The 25,513-nt window shown below is 65.8% G+C and carries 26 protein-coding genes; 18 read left to right on the top strand and 8 right to left on the bottom strand.

What is annotated here, in order from left to right:
• The first annotated feature begins 62 nt into the window (after window positions 1–62).
• Window positions 63–716: a sugar transferase gene (locus CK944_RS01470; protein ID WP_308421435.1), complete on the top strand. Its 654-nt coding sequence runs from the start codon at window positions 63–65 to the stop codon at window positions 714–716.
• Here the strand turns inward: CK944_RS01470 and CK944_RS01465 are convergent, their stop codons facing one another.
• Together CK944_RS01465 and CK944_RS01460 are read right to left on the bottom strand one after the other, a co-directional pair.
• Window positions 717–1,466 carry a WecB/TagA/CpsF family glycosyltransferase gene (locus tag CK944_RS01465; protein ID WP_103171224.1) on the bottom strand — a complete coding sequence of 250 codons (750 nt, stop codon included), beginning with the start codon at window positions 1,464–1,466 and terminating at the stop codon, window positions 717–719. It lies immediately after the preceding gene.
• A gap of 78 nt (window positions 1,467–1,544) precedes the next feature.
• Window positions 1,545–1,871: a DUF1330 domain-containing protein gene (locus tag CK944_RS01460; RefSeq protein ID WP_103171223.1), complete on the bottom strand. Its 327-nt coding sequence runs from the start codon at window positions 1,869–1,871 to the stop codon at window positions 1,545–1,547.
• A gap of 202 nt (window positions 1,872–2,073) precedes the next feature.
• Here CK944_RS01460 and CK944_RS01455 point away from each other — a divergent pair, with 202 nt between their 5' ends.
• The 10 genes from CK944_RS01455 to CK944_RS01410 all read left to right on the top strand — a co-directional run bounded on the left by CK944_RS01455 (window position 2,074) and on the right by CK944_RS01410 (window position 15,176).
• Window positions 2,074–3,264 carry an efflux RND transporter periplasmic adaptor subunit gene (locus CK944_RS01455; RefSeq protein ID WP_103171325.1) on the top strand — a complete coding sequence of 397 codons (1,191 nt, stop codon included), beginning with the start codon at window positions 2,074–2,076 and terminating at the stop codon, window positions 3,262–3,264.
• Window positions 3,265–3,291: 27 nt separating this feature from the next.
• Window positions 3,292–6,414 (top strand): efflux RND transporter permease subunit, encoded by a 3,123-nt coding sequence (locus CK944_RS01450; protein ID WP_103171222.1) that lies wholly within the window; start codon window positions 3,292–3,294, stop codon window positions 6,412–6,414.
• Between the two features lie 18 nt (window positions 6,415–6,432).
• A complete protein-coding gene (locus CK944_RS01445) occupies window positions 6,433–7,320 on the top strand; it encodes a LysR family transcriptional regulator (protein ID WP_103171221.1) in 888 nt (295 codons plus the stop codon).
• 87 nt (window positions 7,321–7,407) lie between these two features.
• The gene (locus tag CK944_RS01440; protein ID WP_103171220.1) at window positions 7,408–7,884 is read left to right on the top strand and encodes a formate dehydrogenase subunit gamma; all 477 of its coding nucleotides are present in this window, start codon (window positions 7,408–7,410) and stop codon (window positions 7,882–7,884) included.
• Complete coding sequence (locus CK944_RS01435) at window positions 7,881–9,398, top strand: NADH-quinone oxidoreductase subunit NuoF (RefSeq protein WP_103171219.1); 1,518 nt, start codon at window positions 7,881–7,883, stop codon at window positions 9,396–9,398. Before CK944_RS01440 ends, CK944_RS01435 begins: the two co-directional genes overlap by 4 nt.
• Window positions 9,395–12,301 (top strand): formate dehydrogenase subunit alpha, encoded by a 2,907-nt coding sequence (fdhF, locus tag CK944_RS01430; RefSeq protein ID WP_103171218.1) that lies wholly within the window; start codon window positions 9,395–9,397, stop codon window positions 12,299–12,301. Before CK944_RS01435 ends, fdhF begins: the two co-directional genes overlap by 4 nt.
• Before the next feature lie 3 nt (window positions 12,302–12,304).
• On the top strand, window positions 12,305–13,129 hold the full coding sequence (fdhD, locus tag CK944_RS01425) for a formate dehydrogenase accessory sulfurtransferase FdhD (protein ID WP_103171217.1): 825 nt from the start codon (window positions 12,305–12,307) through the stop codon (window positions 13,127–13,129).
• On the top strand, window positions 13,119–13,319 hold the full coding sequence (locus tag CK944_RS01420; protein WP_103171216.1) for a formate dehydrogenase subunit delta: 201 nt from the start codon (window positions 13,119–13,121) through the stop codon (window positions 13,317–13,319). Before fdhD ends, CK944_RS01420 begins: the two co-directional genes overlap by 11 nt.
• Window positions 13,320–13,383: 64 nt before the next feature.
• Window positions 13,384–14,334, top strand: a complete 951-nt coding sequence (locus CK944_RS01415) for a diacylglycerol kinase family protein (protein ID WP_103171215.1) — start codon at window positions 13,384–13,386, stop codon at window positions 14,332–14,334.
• On the top strand, window positions 14,331–15,176 hold the full coding sequence (locus CK944_RS01410) for a metallophosphoesterase (RefSeq protein ID WP_103171214.1): 846 nt from the start codon (window positions 14,331–14,333) through the stop codon (window positions 15,174–15,176). The genes CK944_RS01415 and CK944_RS01410 overlap by 4 nt, the downstream gene beginning before the upstream one ends.
• On the opposite strand, the gene modC is transcribed toward CK944_RS01410, so the two are convergent.
• Genes modC through modA form a run of 3 tightly spaced genes read right to left on the bottom strand, consistent with a single transcriptional unit; the run spans window position 15,116 to window position 17,635 of the window.
• Window positions 15,116–16,204 carry a molybdenum ABC transporter ATP-binding protein gene (gene modC / locus CK944_RS01405; protein WP_103171213.1) on the bottom strand — a complete coding sequence of 363 codons (1,089 nt, stop codon included), beginning with the start codon at window positions 16,202–16,204 and terminating at the stop codon, window positions 15,116–15,118. The genes CK944_RS01410 and modC overlap by 61 nt on opposite strands.
• Window positions 16,201–16,896 (bottom strand): molybdate ABC transporter permease subunit, encoded by a 696-nt coding sequence (modB, locus tag CK944_RS01400; RefSeq protein WP_103171212.1) that lies wholly within the window; start codon window positions 16,894–16,896, stop codon window positions 16,201–16,203. The genes modC and modB overlap by 4 nt, the downstream gene beginning before the upstream one ends.
• Window position 16,897: 1 nt before the next feature.
• Complete coding sequence (gene modA, locus CK944_RS01395; protein ID WP_103171324.1) at window positions 16,898–17,635, bottom strand: molybdate ABC transporter substrate-binding protein; 738 nt, start codon at window positions 17,633–17,635, stop codon at window positions 16,898–16,900.
• Window positions 17,636–17,918: 283 nt separating this feature from the next.
• Between modA and rpsA the strand changes: the two genes are divergently transcribed.
• The 7 genes from rpsA (at window position 17,919) to CK944_RS01360 (ending at window position 23,705) form a co-directional block, all read left to right on the top strand.
• Window positions 17,919–19,598, top strand: a complete 1,680-nt coding sequence (gene rpsA, locus CK944_RS01390) for a 30S ribosomal protein S1 (protein ID WP_103171211.1) — start codon at window positions 17,919–17,921, stop codon at window positions 19,596–19,598.
• Window positions 19,599–19,808: 210 nt separating this feature from the next.
• Window positions 19,809–20,093, top strand: coding sequence for an integration host factor subunit beta (gene ihfB, locus CK944_RS01385; RefSeq protein WP_103171323.1), 285 nt, complete (start codon window positions 19,809–19,811; stop codon window positions 20,091–20,093).
• A 63-nt stretch (window positions 20,094–20,156) separates the two neighbouring features.
• The gene (locus CK944_RS01380; RefSeq protein WP_103171210.1) at window positions 20,157–20,576 is read left to right on the top strand and encodes a lipopolysaccharide assembly LapA domain-containing protein; all 420 of its coding nucleotides are present in this window, start codon (window positions 20,157–20,159) and stop codon (window positions 20,574–20,576) included.
• A 3-nt stretch (window positions 20,577–20,579) separates the two neighbouring features.
• Window positions 20,580–21,212 (top strand): phosphoribosylanthranilate isomerase, encoded by a 633-nt coding sequence (locus CK944_RS01375; protein ID WP_103171209.1) that lies wholly within the window; start codon window positions 20,580–20,582, stop codon window positions 21,210–21,212.
• Window positions 21,209–21,655 carry a GNAT family N-acetyltransferase gene (locus CK944_RS01370; protein ID WP_103171208.1) on the top strand — a complete coding sequence of 149 codons (447 nt, stop codon included), beginning with the start codon at window positions 21,209–21,211 and terminating at the stop codon, window positions 21,653–21,655. The genes CK944_RS01375 and CK944_RS01370 overlap by 4 nt, the downstream gene beginning before the upstream one ends.
• Window positions 21,656–21,702: 47 nt before the next feature.
• A complete protein-coding gene (trpB, locus tag CK944_RS01365; protein ID WP_103171207.1) occupies window positions 21,703–22,929 on the top strand; it encodes a tryptophan synthase subunit beta in 1,227 nt (408 codons plus the stop codon).
• A gap of 59 nt (window positions 22,930–22,988) precedes the next feature.
• Window positions 22,989–23,705: a hypothetical protein gene (locus tag CK944_RS01360; RefSeq protein ID WP_103171206.1), complete on the top strand. Its 717-nt coding sequence runs from the start codon at window positions 22,989–22,991 to the stop codon at window positions 23,703–23,705.
• 31 nt (window positions 23,706–23,736) lie between these two features.
• On the opposite strand, the gene CK944_RS01355 is transcribed toward CK944_RS01360, so the two are convergent.
• Genes CK944_RS01355 through pth form a run of 3 tightly spaced genes read right to left on the bottom strand, consistent with a single transcriptional unit; the run spans window position 23,737 to window position 25,475 of the window.
• Window positions 23,737–24,339 carry a DUF4893 domain-containing protein gene (locus tag CK944_RS01355; RefSeq protein ID WP_158247934.1) on the bottom strand — a complete coding sequence of 201 codons (603 nt, stop codon included), beginning with the start codon at window positions 24,337–24,339 and terminating at the stop codon, window positions 23,737–23,739.
• Complete coding sequence (locus tag CK944_RS01350; RefSeq protein WP_103171204.1) at window positions 24,326–24,700, bottom strand: DUF2237 family protein; 375 nt, start codon at window positions 24,698–24,700, stop codon at window positions 24,326–24,328. The genes CK944_RS01355 and CK944_RS01350 overlap by 14 nt, the downstream gene beginning before the upstream one ends.
• Window positions 24,701–24,758: 58 nt before the next feature.
• Window positions 24,759–25,475 carry an aminoacyl-tRNA hydrolase gene (gene pth, locus CK944_RS01345; protein WP_103171322.1) on the bottom strand — a complete coding sequence of 239 codons (717 nt, stop codon included), beginning with the start codon at window positions 25,473–25,475 and terminating at the stop codon, window positions 24,759–24,761.
• Between the last annotated feature and the right edge of the window lie 38 nt (window positions 25,476–25,513).

Raw genomic sequence — 25,513 nt, 5'->3', positions numbered from 1 at the left:
CGAGGGCATGTTTTTATTAGTGTTCAGTGCAGGTAAATATGTCAGTCAAGTCTCGGTCTGTCGTGTTGGCCAATGTTGCGGCCGTTCCCTCGATCGAAGCATCCAGCACCTGGCTGTATCGCAGCCTGGTCAAGCGGCCGCTGGATGTGATTTTGGTGGTCCTGGCATCCCCGGTCGTCCTGCCGCTTGTTGTGCTTCTGGCCTTGATTGTCCTGCTGGATGGCAGGAACCCGTTCTACTCGCAGCAGCGCGTCGGCCGCGAAGGGCGGATTTTCCGCATGTGGAAGCTGCGCAGCATGGTCCATGATGCCGATCAGCGGCTGGACGCCTATCTGGCGCAGAACCCGGAGGCACGGCAGGAATGGGAAAGCACGCAGAAGCTGCGCGACGATCCCCGCGTCACACGGTTCGGCCGGATGCTGCGCGCCAGTTCGCTGGATGAACTGCCCCAGTTGTGGAACGTCCTGACCGGCGACATGAGCCTGGTGGGGCCCCGTCCCATGATGCCCGACCAGCAGGCGATGTATCCGGGCGATGGTTATTACAAGCTTCGTCCCGGGATCACCGGGTTCTGGCAGACGGCAGGGCGTAACAAGACCACCTTCGCAGCCCGCGCCTGGTATGACGACCGCTATGAACGCAGCCTGTCCTTCGCTGGCGACGTGGCGATCCTTGTGCGCACGGTGTCCGTGGTGCTGGGCCGCACGGGCTGCTGATCAGCGGCGTTGACGCAACGCCGCCACCGCCTCGGACGGCAGGATCGCGGCGCAGCGGGCATATCGCGGCACCAGCCGCTTGGGGGCGGACAGCATCCGCCAGGCCCATTCCATCGCGATCCGCCTGACCCATTCCGGCGCACGCCGCTGGTTCCCTGCCAGGAAGTCCAGCCCTGCGCCGATGGATGCAAAGCCGATACCGGGCACGAGGGACCGACCGCGCGCCGCCAGCCGTTCCTGCTTGGGTGCGCCAAGCGCCAGGAGGCACAGCCGCGCCCCGCTGTCCTGGACCTGCATCAGCAGATCGCGTGCCGCGTCGCTGTCCGGGTCAAAGCCCATGGGCGGGGCGATCCGGGCCACGATCCGGCAACCTGGCGCGCGGCGTTGGATTTCGGTCGCAGCAGCGTCCAGGGCTTCCTCGGTCGTTCCCACAAGGGCAAGGCCCGCATCCTCGGCTGCGGCAAGTTGCGCCAAGGGGATCACCAGATCCGATCCCGTCACAAGCCCGACCGGATTGCGGGCAAGCCGCGACAGCCAGACGATCGGATTGCCATCGGCCACCACCAGATCCTGGCGTGAATAAGCCTCGCGGAAGCGGGCGTCCTGCCGCAGCTTGACCAGATGATCCAGGTTGATGGTCGCCAGGGCAAAACCTTCGCCCCGGCGCAGGCGGCGGGTGATTTCGGCCAGCAGCGCAGCATGATCGGGCATGTTTACCCGAATGACCGACGAACCATAAGAAAACTGCATGACTGTTCCCGCCTGGCACGGCCCCGAATGACCGCGACCGTTCCTTGCAGCTTTGCGCCGCCGCTGCAATCGGACGGTTCAACCTTTCGGCAAATAGGGGATGCCGCCCGCCAGGTCGGTGTCGTCGATCAGGTGGAAATTGCTGATGCTGCCCGCCTTGCGGGCCTGGGAGAAGGGGGCATATTCGGGGTCGCTTGCAAAGGCGCGGGCGGCCTCTTTCGATGGAAACTCGATCAGCGCGACCAGAGTGTTGCCCAAGGGTTTTCCTTCAAGCGTGTCGATGTTGCCGGACCGCGACAGATAGCGCCCGCCATGCCGGGCCGCGATCTCGTGGACGCGGGCGGCGTATTCGGGCACCCAGGAATCCTCGGTGACGGTCACGTCGGCGATCAGATAGGCAGCCATGCAAAACCCTCCCGTTTTGACTGCGGGGACAGATTGCCTGCCGCACGGGCATCAGGCAAGCACGCCGTGTTCCGGCGCGCAAAAACGCATTGACCCCGTTGTCCTTCACGTCGCTTGACGATAGCGTGTGCGGCGGCGAAAGACTGCCTTGCGCGAAGGGCAGGCGCCGGTTTCGGTTTATTCATCCAAACGGACGGACAGCATGGCCACGCTGACTCGACTCCTTGTTCTTGCCGGCATGGTCGCGGCTGCCCCCCTTGGCGCCTCGGCCCAGGCGCCCGGCGGCGACATGCCGCCCCCCGCCGTCACGGTCGTTACCCTGCAGCCGCAGGACATCACCCTGACGTCAAGCCTGCCCGGCCGCGTCGTTGCCTCGGCCGAGGCGGAGCTGCGGCCCCAGGTCGGCGGCCTGATCGTCGAACGCCTGTTCGAGGAAGGAAGCCAGGTTTCGGCGGGCGATCCGCTTTATCGTATCGACCCGCGCACCTATGAAGCGGCGTTGGCCCAGGCCCAGGCTTCCCTGGCCCAGGCCCAGGCCCAGGCCGATGCCTCACGCAGAGAGGCCGAGCGTGTCGTGGCCCTGCGTGACAGGCGCGTCGCCAGCGAACAGACGCAGGACACGGCCATCGCCGCCCGCGATGCGGCCGAAGCCGCCGTCAAGGCGGCCGAGGCGCAGTTGCTGGCAGCCCAGATCGACCTGGACCGCACGACCATCACCGCGCCCATCGACGGCGTGATCGGCCTTGCCCAGGTCAGTGACGGTGCCCTTGTCACCGCCGGCCAGGCCAGTCCGCTGGCGGTGATCCGCCGCATTGATCCGGTGCGCGTGGACGTGACCCAATCGGCCGCCGAAATCATCCGGTGGCAGCGGATGGGCCCCAATGCCGCGCTGCCCGAAGGCGTGGACCGTACCGTGACGTTGCGCCTGGCCGATGGCAGCGTTTATGAACATACCGGGTCGATGACCGCCGCAGAACCCTATGTGGACGAAACGACCGGGGTCATCACACTGCGGATGGAATTCGCCAATCCCGACGGGCTGCTGCTGCCCGGCATGTTCGTTCAGGCCGATATCCCCCAGGCGCAGTTGCAGGACGCGATCCTTGCCCCGCAAGAGGGTGTCAGCCGAGACCGGCGCGGCCGTCCCGTCGCCATGGTCGTGAACGATCAGAACGTGGTCGAGGAACGCCCGCTGGAGATCGCGCAGGACCAGGGCAGCGACTGGGTCGTGACCGAGGGTTTGGCCGCAGGCGACCGCATCATCGTCTCGGGCGTGCAGCGCATCGCGCCCGGCGCGCCGGTGACGCCCCAGGAACGCGGCAGCGCGGAACCTGCCGCCACCGCGTCCGCCGACCAGACGGCCCCCCAGGCCGAAGCCGCATCCACCAACTGACGCCACAAAGCGAAGGCGCGACAGATCATGGCCCGTTTCTTCATCGACCGTCCGGTCTTCGCCTGGGTGATCTCGATCATCATCATGGGCATCGGCATCCTGTCGATCCTGACCCTTCCGGTGGCCCAATATCCGCAGATCGCGCCGCCCTCGGTCACGATCCGCGCGACCTATCCCGGTGCCTCGGCCGAAACGATTTCGAACACGGTGACGCAGGTCATCGAACAGCAGATGACCGGCCTGGACGGGCTGCGCTACATCTCGTCCAGTTCGACCTCGGCAGGGTCGTCGTCCACCACGCTGACCTTCGAGACCGGGACCGACGTGGACATCGCCCAGGTGCAGGTCCAGAACAAGCTGTCCCAGGCGACGCCCCTGCTGCCCGAACCCGTGCAGCGCCAGGGCGTCGTGGTCGAGAAATCGACCGCCGGCTTCCTGATGGTCATCGGCCTGATCGGCAATGAAAACTACGACCAGACCGACCTGTCGGACTACATGTTCTCGAACCTGGTGGACGATCTGTCCCGGGTGGAAGGCGTGGGCAGCGTCCAGGTCTTCGGGGCGCCCTATGCCATGCGCATCTGGCTGGATCCCGACAAGCTGGCCGCCTATGAGATCGCGCCTTCGGACGTGGTGGCGGCGGTGTCGGCGCAGAACACGCAGATCTCGGCCGGGGCCTTCGGCGACCTGCCCACGGTCGAGGGGCAGCAACTGAACGCCACCGTTACGGCGCAATCGCTGCTGTCCACGCCCGAGGACTTCCGCCAGATCGTCCTGCGGGCCGAGGAAAACGGCGGCCTGGTCCTGCTGCGCGACGTGGCCCGGGTCGAGATCGGCGCGGAAAGCTATGCCACGCTGGCCAATTACAACGGGCGGCCGTCGTCGGGCATGGCGCTGTCCCTGGCGCCCGGCGCAAACGCGCTGGATACCGCCGAACGCGTCAAGGCGCGGATGGAGGAGTTCGCCGAGTTCTTCCCCGAGGGTGTGGACTATGTGATCCCCTTCGACACCTCGCCCTTCGTCGAGATCTCGATCGAGGAGGTGGTGAAGACCCTGATCGAGGCGATCGTGCTGGTCTTCATCGTCATGTATGTCTTTCTGCAGAACTGGCGGGCGACGCTGATCCCGACGCTGGCCGTTCCCATCGTGCTTCTGGGCACCTTCGGCATCATGGCGGCCTTCGGCTTCAGCATCAACACGCTGACCATGCTGGCGATGGTGCTGGCCATCGGGTTGCTGGTGGACGACGCCATCGTCGTGGTCGAAAACGTCGAGCGGATCATGGAGGAGGAGGGCCTCGAGCCGCGAGAGGCCACGCGCAAGTCCATGGGCCAGATCACCGGCGCACTGGTCGGCATTGCCCTGGTCCTGTCGGCCGTGTTCGTCCCGATGGCCTTCTTCGGCGGCTCCACCGGGGTGATCTATCAGCAGTTCGCCATCACCATCGTCTCGGCCATGGGGCTTTCGGTGCTGGTGGCGTTGACCCTGACCCCCGCCCTTTGCGCGACGCTGCTGCGGTCCAAGGACCATCACAGCAAGCGCGGTCTGTTCGGCTGGTTCAACCGCAACTTCGACCGCACCACCAATGGCTATACCGGGGCGGTCGGCTGGATCGTGCGCCGTCCCCTGCAGATGCTGCTGGTCTATGCGGCCATCGGCGCGGCCATGGTCCTGCTGTTCCTGCGCACGCCCGAAGGCTTCCTGCCGGACGAGGATCAGGGCATCATGTTCGTCCTGATCCAGGGCCCGACCGGGGCCACCGCCGAACGCACCGCCGCCGTCGTGGACCAGGTGCAGGATTACTTCCTGACCCAGGAAAAGGATTCGGTCGATTCGATGTTCGGCGTGGTGGGCTTCAGCTTCGCGGGGCAGGGCCAGAACGTCGGCATCGCCTTCGTGCGAATGAAGGACTGGAAGGACCGCCCCAACCCCGAGCAATCGGTGCAGGCCGTCGCGGGCCGGGCCTTCGGCGCCTTGAGCCAGATCCAGGACGCGATGGTCTTTCCCATCGTGCCCCCTTCCGTGATCGAGCTTGGCAACGTCTCGGGCTTCGACTTCTATCTGCAGGCGCGCGGCGGGCAGTCGCATGAACAACTGCTCGAGGCGAGGAACCAGTTCCTGGGCATGGCCGCGCAAAGCCCGCTGATCGCTCAGGCCCGGCCATCCGGGCTGGAGGATGCGGCGCAGTTCAACCTGGACATCGACTGGCGCAAGGCAGGCGCGATGGGGGTCACGGCGACCGACGTGGCGAACCTTTTGCAGATCGCCTGGACGGGCCGCTACGTCAACGACTTCGTGGACCGGGGCCGCATCAAGCGCGTCTATGTCCAGGGCGAACCGGATTCGCGGTCGAACCCCAGCGACTTCGACAAATGGCGGGTCAGGAACGCCATGGGCGGCCTGGTGCCCTTCTCGAACTTCTCGACCGGGGACTGGACCTTCGGTCCGCAGGGCCTGAACCGCTATAACGGCATCCCGTCCATGCAGATCCAGGGCAGCCCCGCGCCCGGCGTCAGTTCCGGCGAGGCGATGGCCGAGGTCGAACGGCTGGTGGCCCAGATGCCCGGCTTTGCCGTGGCCTGGACCGGGCTGTCGCTGGAGGAACGTGAATCGGGCGACCAGACGACGCTGCTTTACGCGCTGTCGCTGGCGGCGGTGTTCCTGTGCCTTGCCGCGCTTTACGAAAGCTGGTCGATCCCCCTGGCGGTAATCCTGGTCATGCCCATCGGCGTGCTGGGCGCGCTTGTCGGCGCCTACCTTGGCGGCTTCGACAACGGCGTCTTCTTCCAGGTGGGCCTGCTGACCGTGATCGGCCTGACGGGCAAGAACGCGATCCTGATCGTGGAATTCGCCCGCGAACAGTCCGAAGCCGGCGTGCCCCTGTTCAAGGCCGTGGTCGAGGCCGCGCGCCAGCGGTTCCGCCCGATCATCATGACCTCGATCGCCTTCACGCTTGGCGTGCTGCCCTTGCTTTTGTCCACGGGCGCGGGGGCCAACGGCCGCAACGCCATCGGCGCCACGGTGATCGGCGGGACCATCGCCTCGACCGTGATGGGCATCCTGTTCGCGCCGCTGTTCTATGTGCTGATGCGTCGTCTGCTGGGCCGCAAGGACAAGTTTGACGAAGCGCAGGCCGCGCCTGCACAGTGATCCCGCAAGGGGGGCGGCATGATCGACAAGCTGGAGATGTTCCTGGCCGTCGCCAAGGAACGCCATTTCGGTCGCGCCGCCGAAAGCCTGGGTATCACCCAGCCCACCCTGTCGGCGGGCATCAAGCAGCTTGAGGAACAGCTTGGCGTCCTGCTGATCTTTCGCGGCTCGCGCTTCGGCGGGCTGACGCCCGAGGGGCAATCCGCGCTTGTCTGGGCACGGCGCATCGTCGGCGATACCCGGCAGTTGCGAGAGGAGATGCGGGCCACCCGTCACGGCTTGTCGGGCCAGTTGCGCATCGCGGTCATCCCCACGGCCCTAACCTGGGCCGCGCGGATCAGCGCCCGCTTCGGCGCCGCGCATCCCAATGTCGGCATGACGATCCTGTCGCGCACCTCGGTCGAGATCCTGCAGATGATCGACGATCTGACCGTGGATGCGGGGATTTCCTATCTGGACAACGAACCGCTGGGCCGCGTCAGCACGGTGCGGCTTTACGACGAACGCTACATGCTGGTCTGCGCCGAAAGCTCTCCTCTGGCCCGTCAGGACCGGGTGGGTTGGGCCGATCTGTCAGGGCATCGGATGTGCCTGCTGACCAGCGACATGCAGAACCGCCGCATCATCAACCGCAACCTGATCGAGGCGGGCGTGACCCCCCAGGCCACGGTTGAATCCAGTTCCACCGTCGTGCTGGTTGCGCATGTGCTGGAAGGCGGCTGGATCACCATCCTGCCCGAGGACATTGCGGCCTTCCTGACAGAGGGCAAACCCCTTCGGATGATCCCGCTGGACGGGGCAGGGGCCAGCCATGCGGTGGGTCTGGTGGCGCCCTGGCGCGAGCCGCACACCCCCGTCCTGGAGGCGTTGCTGGCAGAGGCACGGCGCATGGCCGGCGATAGATGATTTCTATCGACTGACGGAACAACGATATTGATTTGCGGATGGTCCGCCTGATTTGATGACGAAGAACGTTCGTCGAAAGGCCAGCCGATGCATTCCAATGCGCCAGCCCCCTCCGAGGAGGAAATCCGCGGGGTCGTTGCTCCGCTTTCCTCGATGGAAGGGCCCCTTCTGCCGATGCTGCACGCGTTGCAGGACACTTGGGGCTTCGTGCCGCAGGCTGCCGTGCCGGTCCTGGCGGATATCCTGAACCTGGGCCGGGCCGAGGTGCATGGCGTCATTAGCTTCTATCACGATTTCCGCAGCCGGCCTGCCGGCCGCCATGTCCTGAAAATCTGCCGGGCCGAGGCCTGCCAGTCCATGGGCGCCAATGCCTTGGCAGAATCCACCCTGCAAAAGCTGGGCATTGGCTGGCATGACACCACGCCCAATGGCGCGGTCACGGTGGAACCGGTCTATTGCCTTGGCATGTGTGCCTGCGCCCCCGCCGCGATGGTGGATGGGCGCGTGGTGGGCCGCGTCGATGACGCCCGCATGGACCGCATCCTGGCCGAGGTGGGCGCATGAAGATCTTTGTCCCCCTGGACAGCGCCGCCAAGGCGCTTGGCGCGGACGACGTGGCCGACGCGATTTCGCGCGAGGCCAAGGCGCGTGGTCTGGATGTGCGGATCGTCCGCAACGGCACGCGCGGCATGGTCTGGTTGGAACCTCTGGTCGAGATCGACACGCCCGAAGGTCGGATCGGTTACGGGAACGTGACCCCTGACCAGGTGCCCGACCTGCTGGACGGCAAGCTGAACGGCCTGGGCCGGGTCGAGGACATCGACTGGTTCGCCCGCCAGACCCGGCTGACCTTTGCCCGCTGCGGCGTGATCGACCCCTTGGATCTGGACGACTACGAAACCCATGGTGGTCTGGTTGGCCTGCGCCGCGCCATCGGAATGACCGGTTCGCAGATCGTGCAGGAAGTCACCGACAGCGGCCTTCGCGGACGTGGCGGGGCGGGCTTTCCCACCGGCATCAAGTGGAAGACCGTGGCCGAGGCGGAAGCCCCCCAGAAATACATCGTCTGCAACGCCGACGAGGGCGACAGCGGCACCTTCGCAGACCGCATGATCATCGAGGGCGATCCGTTTTCCCTGATCGAAGGAATGGCGATCGCGGGCCTGGGCGTGGGCGCCACGCGCGGCTATGTCTATCTGCGGTCGGAATATCCGGACGCGATCCATATCCTGACCCAGGCCGTGACGATCGCCCGGCAGCGGGGATTGCTTGGGCCCGACGTGCTGGGATCGGGCCGCGCTTTCGACATGGAGGTGCGCACCGGCGCGGGCGCCTATGTCTGCGGCGAGGAAACCAGCCTGCTGAACAGCCTGGAAGGCAAGCGCGGCACCGTGCGCGCCAAGCCCCCGCTGCCCGCGCTGCAAGGCTTTCTGGGGCGGCCCACGGTCGTGAACAACGTGATCTCGCTGGCGACGGTCCCGGTGATCTTCGAAAAGGGCGCGCAGCATTACGCCGATTTCGGCCTGGGCCGGTCGCGCGGCACTGTGACCCTGCAGATCGCGGGCAACGTCAAGCGCGGCGGGCTGTTCGAGACCGCCTTCGGCATGACCCTGGGCGAGGTCGTGAACGACATTGGCGGCGGCACCGCCAGCGGCCGCCCGGTCAAGGCGGTGCAGGTCGGCGGCCCTTTGGGCGCCTATATGCCGGTCGAGAAGTTCGACACGCCGATGGGATACGAGGAATTCGACCGGAACGGCGGGCTGATCGGCCATGCCGGGCTGGTGGTCTTCGACGACACCGCCGACATGCTGCGGATGGCCCGCTTTGCCATGGAGTTCTGCGCCGTTGAATCCTGCGGCAAATGCACGCCCTGCCGGATCGGCGCGGTGCGCGGGGTGGAAACCATCGACCGCATCGCCCAAGGGGACGCCGCCGCGATCCCGCTGCTGACCGACCTGTGCGAGACGATGAAGGACGGCTCGCTTTGCGCGCTTGGCGGCTTCACGCCGTTTCCGGTCATGTCCGCCCTGACCCATTTCCCCGACGATTTCGCCACCTTGCAGGAGGCAGCCGAATGAGAGACTTCATCATCCCCCAATTCCCGCCGGGCGACGACCGCGACATGGGCACGCCCGCCAAGGTCGGGCTGCCGGTCACGATCAGCGTTGACGGCATCGCCGTGACGGTGCCCGAGGGCACGTCCGTCATGCGCGCCGCAGCCGAAGCCGGGATCATGGTCCCCAAGCTGTGCGCCAGCGACAACATGGAGGCTTTCGGCTCCTGCCGCCTGTGCGTGGTGGAAATCGAGGGCCGCCGCGGCACGCCCGCGTCCTGCACCACGCCGGTGATGGAAGGCATGGTCGTCCACACCCAGTCAGACAAGCTGCGCCGGATGCGCAAGGGCGTGATGGAGCTTTATATCAGCGACCACCCGCTGGACTGCCTGACCTGCGCGGCCAATGGCGACTGCGAATTGCAGGACATGGCGGGCAATGTCGGCCTGCGCGACGTGCGCTACAAGGCGCCCGAGGGGAACACGCTGCTCAACCATTTCGCGCCGCGCGACGGGGTGGGAGTGAATGCGCATTACACGCCCAAGGACGAAAGCAACCCCTATTTCACCTATGACCCGGCCAAGTGCATCGTCTGTTCCCGCTGCGTCCGCGCCTGCGAGGAAGTGCAGGGCACCTTTGCCCTGACCATCGAAGGCCGGGGCTTCGACAGCCGTGTCAAGGCGGGGGCCATCGGCGATGACTTCCTGACCTCGGACTGCGTGTCCTGCGGCGCCTGCGTGCAGGCCTGCCCGACCGCGACCCTGCAGGAAAAGTCGGTGATCGAACTGGGAACGCCCGAACGGTCCGTCATCACCACCTGCGCCTATTGCGGCGTTGGCTGTTCCTTCAAGGCGGAACTGAACGGCGACCAGCTGGTGCGCATGGTTCCCTACAAGCACGGCAAGGCGAACCGGGGCCATAGCTGCGTCAAGGGCCGCTTCGCCTATGGCTATGCCCAGCACAAGGACCGCATCCTGAAGCCCATGATCCGCGAGACCATCGACCAACCCTGGCGGGAGGTCGAATGGGCCGAGGCGCTGTCCTTCGCCGCAGCCAGGATGAAGGGCATCCAGGAAAGGTATGGCCGCAAGTCGGTGGGCGTCATCACCTCCAGCCGCTGCACCAACGAGGAAACCTATCTGGTACAGAAACTGACCCGCGCGGTCTTCGGCAATAACAACACCGACACCTGCGCCCGCGTCTGCCATTCGCCGACCGGTTACGGGTTGGGCAAAACTTACGGCACTTCGGCCGGCACGCAGGACTTCGACAGCGTCGAACAGGCCGACGTGGTCATGGTCATCGGCGCGAACCCGACCGACGGACACCCGGTCTTCGCCAGCCGCCTGAAGAAGCGCCTGCGCCAGGGGGCCAAGCTGATCGTGGTCGATCCGCGCCGCACCGACATCGTGCGATCCCCGCATATCCAGGCGGCTTACCACCTGCCCTTGAAGCCCGGCACCAACGTGGCGGTCGTCACCGCCATGGCCCATGTCATCGTGACCGAGGGGCTGTTCGACCAGGACTTCATCCGCACCCGCTGCGACTGGGACGAGTTCCAGTTCTATGTCGATTTCGTCAGCGACCCGCGCCATGCGCCCGAAAACGTCGAGATGCTGACAGGCGTTCCCGCGGCCGACCTGCGCGCGGCGGCGCGTCTGTATGCCGCGGGCGGCAATGGCGCGATCTATTACGGCCTGGGCGTGACGGAACATTCGCAGGGCTCGACCACCGTGATGGGGATCGCGAACCTTGCCATGCTGACCGGCAATATCGGCCGCCCCGGCGTGGGCGTGAACCCGCTGCGCGGCCAGAACAACGTGCAGGGGTCCTGCGACATGGGCAGCTTCCCGCATGAACTGCCCGGCTATCGCCACGTCAAGCTGCCCGATGTCCGCGCGATCTTCGAGCAGGCCTGGGGCTGCGAGATCGACCCCGAACCCGGCCTGCGCATCCCGAACATGCTGGACGCGGCGGTCGAGGGCACCTTCAAGGGCCTTTACTGCCAGGGCGAGGATATCCTGCAATCCGATCCCGATACCAAGCATGTCGCGGCGGGCCTTGCCGCGATGGAATGCGTGATCGTCCACGACCTGTTCCTGAACGAGACCGCGAATTACGCCCATGTCTTCCTGCCGGGTTCGACCTTCCTGGAAAAGGACGGCACCTTCACCAATGCCGAACGCCGCATCAACCGCGTCCGCAAGGTGATGGCCCCCCGCAACGGATACGAGGACTGGGAGGTGACCCAGCTTCTGGCCAATGCCATGGGCGCGAACTGGCATTACACCCATCCCCGCCAGATCATGGAGGAGATCGCCGCCACCACGCCCAGCTTCGCCGGCGTCACCTATGAACTGCTGGAGGAGAAGGGCTCGGTCCAGTGGCCCTGCAACGAGAAGGTGCCGGACGGCACGCCCTTGATGCATGTCGATGGCTTCGTGTCCGGCAAGGGACACTTCATGGTCACCGAATATGTGGCGACCGACGAACGCACCGGCCCGCGCTTCCCCCTGCTGCTGACCACGGGGCGGATCCTGTCGCAATACAACGTCGGCGCGCAGACCCGGCGGACCGAGAATGTCGTCTGGCACGCCGAGGATGTGCTGGAGATCAACCCCCACGACGCAGAACAGCGCGGCATCAACGATGGCGACTGGGTGCGGCTGGCATCCCGCGCGGGGGAAACGACCCTGCGGGCTGTTCTGACCGACCGGGTGGCGGCGGGCGTGGTCTATACGACCTTCCATCACCCCTCGACGCAGGCTAACGTGGTCACCACCGATTTCTCGGACTGGGCGACGAACTGCCCGGAATTCAAGGTGACGGCGGTGCAGGTCAGCCCCTCGAACGGTCCATCGGAATGGCAGGAAAGCTATGCCGAACAGGCCGAGCGGTCGCGGCGGATCCTGACCGCCGCGGAGTAGGACATGGACCTGCCACAGCCCTTCGGGGCCACGGATGCGACTCATCATCGCCCCGGCAGCAGCGTCGCGGTGACCCGCGCGCTGCCCGAGGAAACGGCCATCGCCATGGTCTATGACGGATCGACCCATGCCGTGATGATGGCGACACCTGCGGATGTCGAAGATTTCGCGATGGGCTTTTCGCTGACCGAAGGGATCGTGACAGGCACCGCCCAGATCGCCAGTTGCGATGTGATCGCCCATGAAAAGGGGATCGAGGCGCAGATGTGGCTGGCCGAGGATCGCGGCGCCCAGCTTGCCGCCCGCCGCCGGTCGCTGGCCGGACCTGTGGGTTGCGGCCTTTGCGGCATCGACAGCATCGAGGCTGCGGTCCGGTCGCTGCCCAGCCTGGCCGGTGCCGGTCCGGCCCTGTCGGTTCAGGAGATTGCCGCAGCCACCGACTCCCTGCGCGGCTGGCAGCCGCTGCATGACCGGACGCGGGCCGTTCATGCGGCTGGCTTCCTGTTGCCGGGTCAGGGCGTGGTTCTGGCGCGCGAGGATGTGGGCCGGCACAATGCCTTGGACAAGCTGATCGGGGCGATGGCGCGACAAGGGATCGACCCTGCGCAGGGCGCCATCGTCCTGACCAGCCGGGTGTCCACCGAGATGGTCCAGAAATGCGTCATGGCGGGCTGCGCCATCCTGATCGCCGTCTCTGCCCCCACGCGGCACGCCCTGCGCCTAGCCGAGGGCGCGGGCCTGACCCTTGCCGCCTTTGCGCGCGGCGAGGGGTTCGACCTGTTCTGCCACCCCCAGCGGCTGCGCGCCGAGGTTTCCGATGTCGCCTGAGAAGATGGTCACCATGGCCAACCAGATCGCCACCTTTTTCGACACGCAGCCTGGTGACGCGCCCGACAAGATCGCCGCCCATCTCAAGGACTATTGGGAGCCTCGGATGCGCGAGCAGTTGAAATCATACATCGCGACAGGGGGCACAGGGCTGCGCCCCTCGGTCGAACAGGCGGCGCAGCGGCTTTGATGTCGCGGGGGTGAAACCGCGCTGCGGCCCGCCGTGTTGTCTGTGACAGGCAGCGGAGTGGCAGATGCGCGATACAGCCGACAAGGTCGATCTTTCAGCCTGCAGACTGTGCGTGATCCGCAACCGGGGATCGGGAAAGCAGGACGACCAGGCGGACACGATCCGCGCCGCCCTGCAGGATCGGGTGGCCGAATTCGCATTGCGTGAAACAAGTCAGGGCGACCAGTTGGGCCGCCTTGCCCGGCAGGCGGTCGCGGACGGCTTCGACGTCATCGTCGCCGCGGGCGGCGACGGCACCCAGTCCGCGGTCGCGGGCGCCCTGGCGGAAACGGATGCGCTGATGGGCGTCTTGCCGGGGGGCACGTTCAATTACTTCGCGCGCGATCTTGGCGTGGGTGAAACCATCGAGGAAGGGCTTGAAACCCTGCTGGATGCCCGTCCTCGTGCGGTTGACGTCGGGCGGATCGGGGATCTGGTCTTTCTGAACAATGTCAGCCTTGGCGCCTACCCCCATATCCTGAAGACCCGAGAAGGGATTTACAAACGCTGGGGCCGGTCGCGGATGGCGGCCTATTGGTCGGTGCTGGTGGCGATGCGCCGGCTGCGCAATCCGATGCGGCTGACCGCGATCGTCGAGGGCCGGGAACGCCGGTTCACCACGGCCCTGGTCTTCATCGCCCGCAGCGCCTATCAGCTTGAGGCCTTCGGCCTGGACGGGGCGGATGCGATCCGCGCCGGGAACCTGGCCGTTCTGATCGCCAAGGCGCGCAAGCCCTTGCCGCTGCTTCGGTCGGCCCTTCGGCTGGCCTTCGGGTTCAGCGCCAAGGACAGCGATTTCGACCTGATCGTCACCGACAGCCTGACCATCGAAACCGACAGGCCCCGGCAACTGATCGCCCATGACGGAGAAAAGACGCGCATGGAAAGCCCGTTCCATGTCCAGGTGCGCCAAGGCGCGCTGAGGGTGCTGGTTCCGGCGGATGGCAGCAACAAGACCAGGGACGCGCAGGCGTGATCCGCATCGCCCATCTGTCCGACCTGCACTTCGGGTTTCACCGCCCGGATCTGGTGGAACCGCTGCTTGATCGCGTGAACGGCGCGCAGGCGGATCTTGTGGTCGTCACGGGCGACCTGACGCATCGCGCCCGCGCTTCGCAATATGCCCAGGGGGCTGCCTTTCTGGAACGGATCCAGGCGCCGTTGCTGGTCATCCCCGGCAATCATGACGTGCCGCTGTATAACCTGCCGGTCCGTTTCCTCATGCCCTGGCGCGGCTTTCGCCATGCGGTCGGCCCCGATCTGACCCCGGTCCGAGAGGTCGGGCCGGTTCGCGTCCTGTCCCTGAACAGCGTCGATCCCTGTGCCGTTCAGCGCGGCATCATCCGCAATGGCGAAATCCGGCGCCTGGAAGGCAGCCTTGATCCCAACGGCATGAACATCGTGGCGCTGCATCACCCGTTGGAGCATCTGGCCCAGGTGGACAAGGAACTGTCGCGCCGCGCGCCCCAGGCCCTGGCGCGGCTGGAACGCGCGGGGGCGCAGATCGCCTTGTCGGGGCATCTGCATGTCTGGGCGACGGGCGCCATGCTGGACCAGACGGCGCATCCGGGGCTGTTGCAGGTGCAGGCGGGCACCGCGCTGTGCGGGCGGCTGTCGGACCGCCAGAACGAATTCGCGGTCCTGCAGATCGAAGGGACATTCCTGACCATCGAACGCCACATTGCGCCCATGGGCCGGGGGTTCAATCCGCCCGAACATGAATATTTTTCACGCGAAAGCGGGGTCTGGCTGGCCCATCAGCCGGCGGAAAAACCGATCGTGCCGGGCGCCACGGAAACAGCCTTCAGCACGGCATGAACCGGCTTGCCGGGATGCAGGTCCAGGCTGCGGGCCGAACGCGCGGTGATCCGCGACAGGATGGCCTGCCCGCCCGCGTCCAGCCGCACCAGCACGCCGCCCTCGGCATCTGTCAGGTCGCGGATTATGGCGGGAATGACGTTCAGGGCTGAAATCCCCTGAGGGGGCACGGTCGCGATCATCACGTCCTGCGCCAGGATCCGCAGCCGCAGGCTGCGGCCCACCGGCGCCGCGACCTGGGGCAGGAACAGCGGCCCGGCGGGGGTCGAAAGCCAGGTCAGCCCATCGGCATCCTGCCCCCTTATCCGGGCGGTCAGGATGGCGCCGGTATCCGCCAGGCCCAGCATCGGGGCGGTCGCGGGGTTTGACATGATCTGCGCCGCAGGGCCGGATGCCCGGACGCGGCCATGATCCATCAGGACGATGGTGGTGGCCAGCCGCGCGACCTCGGCCGGGGAGTGGGTGACATAAAGGATCGGCAGCCCGGCCTGATCGCGCAGGCGCTCCAGATAGGGCAGGATCTCGTCCTTGCGGGGCTGGTCCAGGGACGCCAGCGGCTCGTCCATCAGCAGCATCCGGGGATGGGACAGGATGGCGCGGCCAAGCGCCACCCGCTGGCGTTCGCCCCCCGACAAGGCGGCGGGACGGCGCGACAGCAGCGCGCCGATGCCCAGCATGTCCACCACACGGGACAGTTCGGCCTTGCGCCCCCGGCCCGTGAACCAGTGACCGAACAGCAGGTTCTGCCGCACGGTCAGATGCGGAAACAGCCGCGCGTCCTGGAAGACATAGCCGATGCCGCGCCGGTGCGGCGGCAGGAAGATGCCCCCTTCGCTGTCGGTCAGCACCGCGTCCCCATCCGTGATGCAGGCGAAATGGGGACGCAGCAGCCCGGCCACGGCATTGACCACCGTGGTCTTGCCGGATCCCGAATGCCCGAACAGCGCCGTCAACCCGTCCGGCGCTTCGAAGGCCGCGTCCAACGTGAAATCCGCAAACCGGTGGCGCAGCGCGACGGACAGCATCACGCCCCCCCGATCCGACGTGCAACGGCCCGCGACAGCCATTCCGACAGGAACAGCGCCCCCAAGGCGACCGCGATGGCGGCAAGGACCAGCCGGGCGGCCGCGCTTTCACCCCCCGGCACCTGCAGGAAGGCATAGATGGCCGAAGGCACGGTCTGCGTCTGGCCGGGAATGTTCGAGACGAAGGTGATCGTCGCGCCGAAATCCCCCATGGCCTTTGCGAAGGCCAGGATCGCGCCCGCCAGGATGCCCGGCAGGATCAGGGGCAGGGTCACGGTCAGGAACACCCAGGGACGGGACGCGCCCAGGGTCGATGCCGCCTGTTCCAGACGGGGATCCACGGCCTCGACTGACAGGCGGATGGCCCGGACCATCAGCGGAAAGGCCATGATCGCGGCGGCAAGCGCCGCGCCCGTCCAGCGAAAGGCCAGGACGATGCCGACCTGGTCCAGCCATTGCCCGACCCAGCCCCGCCGTCCGAAGGTCAGAAGCAGCAGATAGCCGGTGACGACCGGCGGCAGCACCAGCGGCAGATGCACCAGCCCGTTCAACAGACCATGGCCGGGAAAGCGCCAACGGGCGAGAATATAGGCCACCAGGATCCCGAAAGGCAGGCTGGCAAGCGTCGCCCACAGCGACACCTTCAGCGACAGGCGGATGGCTTGCCATGCCTCGGGGGTCAGCCAGTCGGCCACGTCAGTTCGGCACCGTGAAGCCATGCCGTTCAAAGACGGCCATTGCCGCGCTGTCCGACAAGGCGTCGTAAAAGGCCCGGTCGGCATCGTCCGACGCGCCGGTCAGCAAGGCGGCAGGATAGGTGATCGGCGGGTGGCTGTCGGATGGAAATTCGCCCACGATGGTCACGCCATCCTCGGCAGCCGCATCCGTGGCATAGACGATGCCAAGGGGCGCCTCTCCGGTGGCGACCAGGGCCAGGGCGGCGCGAACGTTGTCGGACTGCGCGACATCGGCCCGGACATCGTCCCACAGACCAAGGTGTTCCAAGGCGGCCTTTCCGTATTGTCCGGCAGGAACGGAATCGACCAGTGCCATGGCCAGCTTGCCGCCGTCCAGCAGGCCGGCCAGATCGGTATCGGGCGAAATCTGCACCGGCTGCGCCGCGCCATGCGCGACCAGCACCAGGCGGTTGCCCAGAAGATCGGCCCGCCTTTCAACCATGCCCGCCTCCTCGACCTGGTCCATCCACTCCTTGCTGGCGGAAATGAACAGATCGGCGGGCGCCCCCTCGATGATCTGCTTGGCCAGGATGTTCGACCCGGCATAGGATATGGTCACGTCATGGCCGGTCTGGCGCATGAACCCTGCCGCAACCTCGTCCAGGGCATTCTTCAGCGAGGCCGCAGCGAAGACGGTGACGTCATCTGCCATGGCCGGGCTGGCAAGCAGGGCAAGCAGAAGGGCGGGGCGGATCATCGGCACCTCGGGCGATATGTTCGCCCGAACCTATCGCCTGCAATCCTGATCCTGCAAGCGGTACTTATCAATGGATATATCCGTTTTGTGACTTTCGCGTTGAGTTTCCTGCTTTTCGCCCTTATATGGCGGTCAGTCTTAGGGGCGAGATGGTCAGAACAGGCCGCATCTGAACGGGTCGGGCGTCATGCCGCGACCCTTTGCCGTTCCCGAAGGCAGCCATAAAGACCGGCGGAGCCAACCGCATGGCCAGTAAAATCGTCGTAAAGGAAACCGATCATATATGTGCGCTAAAGCGACTATGGAGGAATTCGAAGCCCTCCTGAACGAAAGCTTCGACATTGACACCCCGGACGAAGGTTCGGTCGTCAAGGGCCGCGTCATCGCCATCGAGGCGGGACAGGCCATCATCGACGTCGGCTACAAGATGGAAGGCCGCGTCGATCTCAAGGAATTCGCGAATCCCGGCGAAGAACCCAACATCAAGGTTGGCGACGAAGTCGAGGTCTATCTGGACCGCGTGGAAAACGCCCGCGGCGAAGCCAGCATCTCGCGCGAGAAAGCCCGCCGGGAGGAAGCCTGGGACCGTCTGGAAAAAGCCTATGCCGATGAAGAGCGCGTCGAAGGCGCCATCTTCGGCCGCGTCAAGGGCGGCTTCACGGTCGATCTGGGCGGCGCCGTTGCGTTCCTGCCCGGTTCGCAGGTCGATGTGCGCCCCGTGCGCGACGCCGGCCCGCTGATGGGTCTGAAGCAGCCGTTCCAGATCCTGAAAATGGACCGTCGCCGTGGCAACATCGTCGTGTCGCGCCGCGCCATCCTGGAAGAAAGCCGCGCCGAACAGCGCGCCGAGGTCATCGCCAACCTGACCGAAGGCCAGACCGTGGACGGCGTCGTCAAGAACATCACCGAATACGGTGCGTTCGTTGACCTGGGCGGCGTTGACGGCCTGCTGCACGTCACCGACATGGCCTGGCGCCGCGTCAACCACCCGTCGGAAATCCTGTCGATCGGCGAGACCCTGAAGGTTCAGGTCATCAAGATCAACAAGGACAGCCACCGCATCAGCCTGGGCATGAAGCAGCTGCAGTCCGATCCGTGGGATACCGTGGGCGACAAGTTCCCGATCGGCTCGGTCCACCAGGGCCGCGTGACCAACATCACCGACTACGGCGCCTTCGTCGAACTGGAAGCCGGTGTCGAGGGTCTGGTCCACGTCTCGGAAATGTCCTGGACCAAGAAGAACGTCCATCCGGGCAAGATCGTCTCGACCTCTCAGGAAGTCGAAGTGATGGTGCTGGAGATCGACGAAGCCAAGCGCCGCGTGTCGCTGGGTCTGAAGCAGACGCAGCGCAACCCGTGGGAAGTCTTCGCCGAAGCCCATCCCTCGGGCACTGTCATCGAGGGCGAGGTCAAGAACATCACCGAATTCGGTCTGTTCGTGGGCCTCGAAGGCGATATCGACGGCATGGTCCACCTGTCGGACATCTCGTGGGATGCCCGCGGCGAAGACGCGATCCAGGACTTCCGCAAGGGCGACGTGGTGAAAGCCGTGGTCCAGGACGTGGATGTCGAGAAAGAGCGCATCAGCCTGTCGATCAAGGCCATCGAAAACGAACACATGGCCGAAGCCGTTGACGGCGTGAAGCGTGGTTCGGTCGTGACCGTCGAGGTCACCGCGATCGAGGATGGCGGCGTCGAGGTGGAATACAACGGCGTCAAGTCGTTCATCCGCCGCAGCGATCTGGCCCGCGACCGTCAGGATCAGCGCCCCGAGCGCTTCCAGGTCGGCGACAAGGTCGATGCCCGCGTCACCAACATCGACACCAAGACCCGCCGTCTTGGCCTGTCGATCAAGGCCCGCGAGATCGCCGAGGAAAAGGAAGCCATCGACCAGTACGGCTCGTCCGACTCGGGCGCCTCGCTGGGCGACATCCTGGGCGCCGCGCTGAACCGCGACCGCTGATCGGTCGGCTGACTGCCTGACATGGCCCGTCCCGCAGATGCGGGGCGGGCTTTCTGGTGCCTGCGGGACGGGCAGGGGAATTTCACCTCTCTTGCAAGGCGGGGGCAAAACTGGCATCGCTATGAAACTGGGAACCTTTTCCTGCGTTGCCTTCTTGTCGCAAGTTCAGCAAACGATGCCGTTTAGCCCGTTACGCCACCTGGGGGGATGATGATCCGGTCCGAACTGATCCAGCTTATCGCTGACGAAAACCCGCATCTGTTCCGGCGCGACGTCGAGCGGATCGTGAACACCGTGTTCGAGGAAATCATCGACGCCATGGCGCGGGGCGACCGGGTCGAACTGCGCGGCTTTGGCGCCTTTTCCGTCAAGAAGCGGGACGCGCGCACCGGCCGCAACCCCCGGACGGGCGAGGCCGTGGATGTCGATCAGAAATACGTTCCCTTTTTCAAGACCGGAAAACTGTTGCGCGATCGGTTGAACGGAGAGGCCTGAAGGGCGTAAAAGGCCCTGCAAGGACACCGCGCCGCATCCGGCCGCCGCAACCAAGGACAACCCATGCGCTTTCTTCGACTGATCTTCGTGGCGGCACTGGCGATCATCCTGATCGCGGTGGCCCTGGCCAACCGTGACATCGTGACACTGTCGGCCTTTCCTGCGAATTTCGGGCAATACCTGGGCGGCCGCTGGTCCGTCGATCTGCCGCTGTTCCTCGTGATCTTCCTGGCGTTCGCGCTGGGCATGCTGGCGGGCCTGGTCTGGGAATGGTTGCGAGAGGCCCATATCCGCCGCGAGGCCCGTGCCCAGGCTGACCGCGCCACCCGCCTTGAAAACGAGGTGGGCCATCTGCGCCACCGTCACGCCGCCCCCAAGGACGAGGTTCTGGCGATCCTGGACCGTCCCAGGGCCACGACACCCGCGCGTCCCATTGCCTCGGCCGAGCCCGCCCCCGGCACGACGCTGCCCGCCGGGCGCTGAGGGATGGCCCAGGTCAAGATCTGCGGCCTTCGTCGCCCCGAACATATCGAGGCTGCGGCGGATGCCGGGGCGCGCTATGTCGGGCTGGTCTTCTTTCCGAAATCGCCGCGTGCCGTTTCCGTGGACGAAGCGGCCCGGCTGGCTTTCCATGTTCCCGTGGGTGTGGCGTCGGTCGGGCTGTTCGTGGACCCCGCAGACGAACTGCTGGACGAGGTGTTGGGAAAGGTTCCCCTGGATATCATCCAACTCCACGGCAGCGAAAGCCCCGACCGCGTGGCCCGGATCAAGTCCCTGACCGGCCTGCCGGTGATGAAGGCCGTCGGGTTGTCCGATCCTTCTGACCTGCCGGCGCTGACCGACTACGGTCTGGTCGCCGACATGCTGCTGGTCGATGCGAAGCCGCCAAGGGATGCCGACCTGCCCGGAGGCAACGGATTGTCCTTCGACTGGCGCCTGCTGGTCGGGCGCAAGTGGCTGCGGCCCTGGATGCTCGCGGGCGGCCTGACGGCGCAGAACGTGGCCGAGGCGGTGCGCCTGACCGGGGCGCCTGCCGTCGATGTGTCCTCGGGCGTGGAAAGCGAGCCCGGCGTCAAGGACGAAGCCCTGATCCGCGCCTTCATCAGCGCCGCGTCATGAAGGTCCGCTTCCGGGCGGCAAAACGGGACGAGGTTCCTGCGGTCGTCGCGATGCTTGCCGACGACGTTTTCGGAAAGGGTCGGGAAAAGGCCGACATGCGGCCCTCTCTGGCTGCCTTCGACGCCATGCAGGCCCAGACCGGCAACCATCTGGTCGTCGGTCTGCTGGATGACCGGATCATCGCCTGCTATCAGATCGTCTTTCTTCCGGGCCTGTCCGTGGCCGCTGCCCTTCGCGCCCAGATCGAAGGCGTGCGGGTCGCATCCGACCTGCGCGGACAAGGCATCGGCGCCCAGCTGATGGCCGATGCCGAGGCACGTGCAAGGGCGGCCGGCTGCACCCAGATGCAGTTGACGACCAACCGGGCGCGGACGGACGCGCACCGCTTCTATGACCGGCTGGGCTTCACCCCCAGCCATATCGGATATAAGAAGACGCTCTGACGCTTCTTCGTTGTCCAAATACCCATTCCAACCGTGAAGGCGATCCCATGGCCGATGATCTGGTGAACAGCTACAAGACCGGACCCGACGAACAGGGCCGGTTCGGCATCTATGGCGGCCGCTTCGTCAGCGAGACCCTGATGCCGCTGATCCTGGACCTGGAAGCCGAATACGAACGCGCCAAGACCGATCCCGAATTCTGGGCGCAGATGGACGATCTGTGGACCCATTACGTCGGCCGTCCATCGCCCCTGTACTTTGCCGAACGGCTGACGGAATACCTGGGCGGCGCCAAGATCTACATGAAGCGGGACGAGCTGAACCACACCGGTGCCCACAAGATCAACAACGTGCTGGGCCAGATCCTGCTGGCGCGCCGCATGGGCAAGACCCGCATCATCGCCGAAACCGGCGCGGGCCAGCATGGCGTGGCGACCGCCACCGTCTGCGCGCGCTTCGGGCTGAAATGCGTGGTCTATATGGGCGCCCATGACGTGGAACGGCAGGCGCCGAACGTCTTCCGGATGCGCCTTCTTGGGGCCGAGGTCGTGCCAGTCACCAGCGGACGCGGCACGCTGAAGGACGCGATGAACGACGCCCTGCGCGACTGGGTGACCAATGTGCGCGACACCTTCTATTGCATCGGCACCGTGGCCGGCCCGCACCCCTATCCGGCGATGGTCCGCGACTTCCAGTCGATCATCGGCAAGGAAGTCAAGGAACAGATCCTGCCTCGCGAAGGCCGTCTGCCCGATACCATCATCGCCGCCATCGGGGGCGGGTCAAACGCGATGGGCCTGTTCTATCCCTTCCTGGACGACAAGGATGTCCGCATCATCGGCGTCGAGGCCGGGGGCAAGGGCGTCGATGACCGGATGGAACACTGCGCCAGCCTTTCCGGCGGGCGCGCGGGCGTGCTGCACGGCAACCGCACCTATCTGCTGCAGGACGACGACGGGCAGATCCTCGAAGGCCATTCGATCAGCGCAGGCCTGGACTATCCCGGCATCGGGCCGGAACATGCCTGGCTGAACGACACCGGCCGCGCCGAATATGTCAGCATCACCGACGCCGAGGCGCTTGAGGCGTTCCAGTTGTGCTGCGCCCAGGAAGGCATCATCCCCGCCTTGGAACCAAGCCACGCCTTGGCGCATGTGATGAAGATCGCGCCGGGCCTGCCGCGCGATCATATCATCGTCATGAACATGTGCGGGCGGGGCGACAAGGACATCTTCACCGTCGCCAAGCATCTGGGCTTTGATATCAAGACCTAAGGCGGAACCACGATCATGCGGACGGGGTTTGTCCCCCGACCGCATGATCGGAGGATACCATGTCCAACAAGACCCTTGGCCTTGCGCTTGCGGGCGCATCCGGCCTGTTCCTGGCAACCGCATCCCTGGCCCAGACTGTCGTCGAAACGCCCGGAGGCAATACTGCCGTTGTCGTGGACCCCGCCCTGCAACCCCAACCCCCTGTAGGGGCGGTTGCCGTCCCGGCCTTTCCCTTGCCAGAGCAGATCAACAACGACCAGGTCGTGGTCGAGACGCTGCTGTCTCAGGGGTTCACCAACATTCATATCCTGCGCGAAGGGGCGATCATGACCGTCAGCGCGCAGCGCAACGGTCAACCGACCGAACTGGTCTACAGCATCGCGAATGGCACGCTGATATCGGTCGACGGGGTCGAACTGCGCGAACAGCCCGACGCCACCAGCAATCGCGGATCCGATATCGCCAATGATGTCCTGGGCGGCAGCAGCGGCGGCACGGATGCCGGGAACGAGGGTGAGGAGGGTGCAGAGGCCGGGACCGGTGATGACGGATCCGGAACGGGCGAAGAAGGTGCCGATGGGGGCGACACGGGCAGTCCTGGTTCCGGGACTGACGGTGGTTCCGACGGTTCTGCCAACGGCTCGGACGGCGGCGCTGATGGCGGGTCCGACAGCGGATCGGACAGTGGTTCGGACAGTGGTTCCGATGGCGGTTCAGACGGTGGTTCCGGTGGTGGATCGGATGGCGGTTCCGACGGGTCCGGGTCCAACGGCTGATTCGTTGACCGGACCGAAAAACGGATTTCTTTCAACGGCTCAACAGCAGAATGTTGAAGCGTGATTCAAGATAGGGGGCGGGGAACAAGACCCGCCCCTTCCTGTCTGAAACCATCTCTACCACGCCGATTTCGGGCATGAATTGCGGACTGGCTTGCGGATCGACCTGCGCCGGCAGATTCTCGTATGATGGCGGCATGTCACCGGCCACGAACCCGGTCCCCAGATAGATCAGCCGATCGCCGTCCTGGTGGATGTTGCCCTTGGTCCGCTGCGACCCCGTCAGCTTTTCAAAACCGCCATCGGGGCTGATCGTACAGCGAAAAGGGCTGTAGACCGTGATCGGCAGCAAACCCCCAAGCTTGATCATCCGGCATGACCAATCCCCGGCCATGTCCTGGATCGCGCGCTCGGGTGAAAGGGCCTCTCCGGCCAGGCCCGCCGTCAACAGGGCCAGATCCGCGGGATCACCGACCGCGAAGGCGCCCAGCAGCGCCTCTCCAGCCGCGGCGTGGTATTCGGACAGCCTGCGCTGATCGTCGCTGCGCGGCACTGGCCCATCGGGCAGAGGCTGCGCCAGGACCGGCAGCGGCAGCAGCAGCGCGGCAAGAGCCAGAAGTTCAACCCTGCGCATCGACCGCATGGGCGCGCAGCAGTTCGATGGGAATGATGTCCAGGGCACGCGCATGGGTCGATTCCAGCACGACTTTCGGCGCCCCGAATTCCTGTGCGGCTTGCAGGAAACGCGCGGCGCACAGGCACCAGCGGTCGCCCGGCTTCAGCCCGTCGAAGCGGAATTCGGGACGGGGCGTGGACAGGTCGTTGCCCAGATATTTCGATAGCGCCAGGAATTCCGCATCGACGATCACGCAGACCGTATGGCTGCCTGTGTCGCCTGGACCGGTATCGCAGCATCCATTGCGGTAAAACCCGGTCAGCGGCTTTGTCGAACACGGTTCCAGCCGCGTTCCCAGCACGTTCAGCGATGGTTCCATTGCCCGATCCTCCCTCTTGGCAGGCTACAGCCCCGCAGGACGCCCGCCAAGCCCCGGCTCAGCGAAAGCGGTCGGTCAGCTGGCGCAGCTTGTCGGCCAGGCTGGCAGGGCTGTCCGGCGATGCCTTGGCTGGCGGGGCCGGGGGCGACTGGACCTGGGGAGACTGGGCCGGGGCAGGTGGGGTGGGCATCGTGCCGCTGTTCCGGGCGGGCTGCGTGCGGGCCGCGACCTGGTTCTGAAACCTCGTGCCGTCCTCGGCGGCCAAGGCCTCTGCCCCGTCGGATATGCCGCGCAGCAGGTCGTCCAGCCAGTCGCCGTCGGCCTTGGCGAAATCCGAGAGCACATAGCCCGCCACTCGGTCCTTGTGCCCGGGATGACCGATCCCCAGCCGGACCCGGTGGTAATCCGGGCCGATATGCTGGTGGATCGAACGCAGCCCGTTATGACCCGCGTGCCCGCCACCCAGCTTCAGGCGGCACTTGCCGGGGGCCAGGTCCAGTTCGTCGTGCAGCACGATCACCTGGGCGGGGGTCAGCTTCAAATAGCGCATCGCCTCGCCCACGGATTGACCCGACAGGTTCATGAATGTCTGCGGCTTGAGCAGGGTCACGCGCGCACCGCCCAGCCGGCCTTCGGCGCTCAGGCCCTGAAAGCGCGGTTTCCAGGGCGAAAATCCGTGATCGGCGGCGATCCTGTCCACGGCCATGAAGCCGATATTGTGCCGGTTCGCCGCGTATTTCGCGCCGGGATTGCCCAGTCCCACGATCAGCTTCACGCCTGCCTCCTGGCCCCGCATCAGGGCGATCTTCGTTC

Source organism: Paracoccus sp. SY (assembly GCF_002901215.1).
In the GTDB taxonomy this organism is placed as follows: domain Bacteria; phylum Pseudomonadota; class Alphaproteobacteria; order Rhodobacterales; family Rhodobacteraceae; genus Paracoccus; species Paracoccus acridae.
This window is presented reverse-complemented; position numbering and strand designations above follow the sequence as displayed.